3 protein-coding genes are annotated in these 3047 nt (G+C 68.2%); all 3 read right to left on the reverse strand.

Annotated features, from left to right (window positions below; all coding sequences use genetic code 11):
• Nucleotides 1–20: 20 nt before the first annotated feature.
• Complete coding sequence (fahA, locus tag JMF90_RS31115) at nucleotides 21–1325, reverse strand: fumarylacetoacetase (RefSeq protein WP_201316748.1); 1305 nt, start codon at nucleotides 1323–1325, stop codon at nucleotides 21–23.
• Nucleotides 1322–2656 carry a homogentisate 1,2-dioxygenase gene (hmgA, locus tag JMF90_RS31120; RefSeq protein ID WP_006476781.1) on the reverse strand — a complete coding sequence of 445 codons (1335 nt, stop codon included), beginning with the start codon at nucleotides 2654–2656 and terminating at the stop codon, nucleotides 1322–1324. Before hmgA ends, fahA begins: the two co-directional genes overlap by 4 nt.
• A gap of 16 nt (nucleotides 2657–2672) precedes the next feature.
• The coding region (locus JMF90_RS31125; RefSeq protein WP_201325876.1) for an MFS transporter at nucleotides 2673–3047 on the reverse strand (375 nt) is incomplete at its 5' end.

Here is a 3047-nt window from a genome sequence, read left to right on the forward strand (position 1 = left end):
ACATTTCGCGCTGCGATCCGTCACACGCTGCGCGCCGGCAAAATCTTGCCCGCACACGTACCGAAGCCGACGCGATACCCCTCGCCCTGGCACCAGCCCGCGAGCGTCAGCTCGTCGCCGTCCTCGATGAACGTGCGGCTGCCGCCGCCGTTCAGCGCGACCGGCTCCTTGCCGTTCCACGTCAGTTCGAGCAGGCTGCCGAACGAATCCTTGGTCGGCCCGCTGATCGTGCCCGAACCCATCAGGTCGCCCACGCGCGTGTTGCAGCCGGCCACCGTGTGATGCGCGAGCTGCTGCGCCATCGTCCAGTACATGTGCTTGAAGTTGGTGCGGCAGATCGACGTGGCCTCGACCGCACCCTCGGCGCGCAGCGTCACTTCCAGCGCGATATCGAACGCATGCTTGCCCGCATGTCGCAGATACGCGAGCGGCTGCGGCGACTGCTCCGGCTGCGCGACGCGGAACGGTTCGAGCGCGTCGAGCGTGACGATCCACGGCGAGATCGTCGTCGCGAAACCCTTCGAGTTGAACGGCCCGAGCGGCACGTATTCCCACTGCTGGATGTCGCGCGCGCTCCAGTCGTTCAGCAGCACCATCCCGAAGATATGCGCTTCCGCGTCCTCGCACGCGATCGGCTCACCGAGCGCGTTGCCCTTGCCGACGATGAAGCCCGTCTCCAGTTCGATGTCGAGCTTGCGGCACGCGCCGAACACCGGACGTTCCTGGTCAGGCAGCTTCAGTTGCCCGTTCGGGCGCCGCACCGGCGTGCCGCTCACGACCACTGACGACGCGCGGCCGTTGTAGCCGATCGGCATCTCCGACCAGTTCGGCAGCAGTGCATTCTTCGGATCACGGAACATCGAGCCGACGTTGGTCGCGTGCTCCTTCGACGAATAGAAATCGGTGTAGCCGGGAATCTCGACCGGCAGATGCAGCATCGCGTCGCGCTGCGCGACGAGCACCTGCGCGCGCAGCGCCGCGTCGTCACGCAGCGTCGCGTTATCGCGCGAGAACAGCGCCGACAGCTGCACGCGCACACTGCGCCACGCGTCGCGACCGAGCGCGACGAACGCGTTGAGCGTCGGTGCGGCGAACACGTCGGCGCCGGCCGGCAGCGTCACGAGGCGCGCACGCGCGAGCGCGGCGAGATCGACGATCTGGTCGCCCAGTGCGACGCCGGCACGGCGCACGCCCTGCTTCGCATCGCTGAAGATCCCGAACGGCAGGTTCTGGATCGGGAAATCGCACGCGGGATCGTTCGCCGTGTCGATCCAGCTCTTGCGAGCCGGATCGAGCGTCGCGCGCCAGTCTTGGATATCGCTCACTTTTGCTCCGGATTGAAGTGTTTCTTGATGCCTTGCCAGCATTCGAAGTAGTCGGCCTGCAGCTGCGCGGTGTCGAGCGCGTAGCGCGTCGGCCGGATCAGCGTGCGGGTTTCGAACATGAACGCCATCGTCGCGTCGACCTTGTGCGGCTTCGTCGTGTCGCTCGCGGACGCCTTCTCGAACGTGTCCGCATCGGGCCCGTGGCCCGACATGCAGTTGTGCAGGCTCGCGCCGCCCGGCACGAAGCCTTCGGCCTTCGCGTCGTACGCGCCGTGCACGAGCCCCATGAACTCGCTCGCGACGTTGCGGTGGAACCACGGCGGGCGGAACGTATCCTCGGCCGCGAGCCAGCGCGGCGGGAAGATCACGAAGTCGATCGTGTCGACGCCCGGCGTGTCGCTCTGCGCCTGCAGCACGAGGAAAATCGACGGATCGGGATGGTCGAAGCTGATCGAGCCGATCGTGTTGAACAGCCGCAGATCGTACTTATACGGTGCGTAGTTGCCGTGCCACGCGACGACGTCGAGCGGCGAATGGCCGATGTCCGCGCGCCAGAGCCGGCCGTTCAGCTTCGCGATCAGCTCGAACGCGCCTTCGCGATCCTCGTACGCGGCCTGCGGCGTCAGGAAATCGCGCGGGTTCGCGAGCCCGTTCGAGCCTATCGGGCCGAGATCCGGCAGGCGCAGCAGCGCACCGAAGTTCTCGCAGATATAGCCGCGCGCGTCGCCGTCCGGCAGCGCGACGGTGAAACGCACGCCGCGCGGGATCACCGCGATCTCGAACGGCTCGACATCGAGCCGGCCGAATTCCGTCGCGATAAACAGCCGCCCCTGCTGCGGCACGATCAGCAGCTCGCCGTCCGCGCTGTAGAAAAAGCGGTCCTGCATCGAGCGGTTCGCCGCATACAGATGAATCGCGCAGCCGTTCATCGCGGCGGCCGACCCGTTGCCGGCCATCGTCACAAGGCCGTCGACGAAATCGGTCGGCTCGACCGGCATCGGCAGCGGGTCCCAGCGCAGCTGGTTCGGCGGCGTCGGCGGCACGTCGGCCGAATCGCCGAATTCCGACACGAGCCGCTGCGCGCCCGCATACGGCTCGAACGGCCGGTGCACGGCGGCCGGGCGAATCCGGTACAGCCACGAGCGGCGGTTGTGGCCGCGCGGCGCGGTGAACGCCGTGCCCGACAGCTGCTCCGCGTACAGCCCGTACGGCGCGCGCTGCGGCGAGTTGCGGCCGTGCGGCAGCGCACCGGGCAGCGCCTCGGTCGCGAATTCGTTCGCGAAGCCGCTCAGGTAGCCGGCGGTTGCCGGTTTCGACAGGTCAAGCGTCATCGTTTTCCTTTCTCCATCAATTCAGGGCGGCGTTCGGCGCCTGCGCAGCGCTGCGCCGCGTGACGCCCGCAAGGCCGAGCACGAACAGCGCCGAGCACAGCACGGGCACCGCGGCCGCGTGGAACAGCGCGCCGTTGGACCAGTTGAGCGCAATCAGTTGTCCGCCGACGAGCGGCCCGAGCACCGAGCCGATCCGGCCGATGCCGAGGCTCCAGCCGATGCCCGTCGAGCGCAGCGACGTCGGGTAATACTGGCCCGCGAGCGCGTTCACGGCCGGCTGCCCGCCGACCACGCAGAACCCGCCCGCGAACACGACGACCAGCAGCCACGGCAGCGCATGCGCGACCGAGCCGATCAGCCCCACCGACACGGCCGCGCACGCAAAGCAGGC

The sequence above is a fragment of the Burkholderia sp. E168m23 genome (assembly GCF_016586125.1).
Lineage (GTDB): Bacteria > Pseudomonadota > Gammaproteobacteria > Burkholderiales > Burkholderiaceae > Burkholderia > Burkholderia orbicola.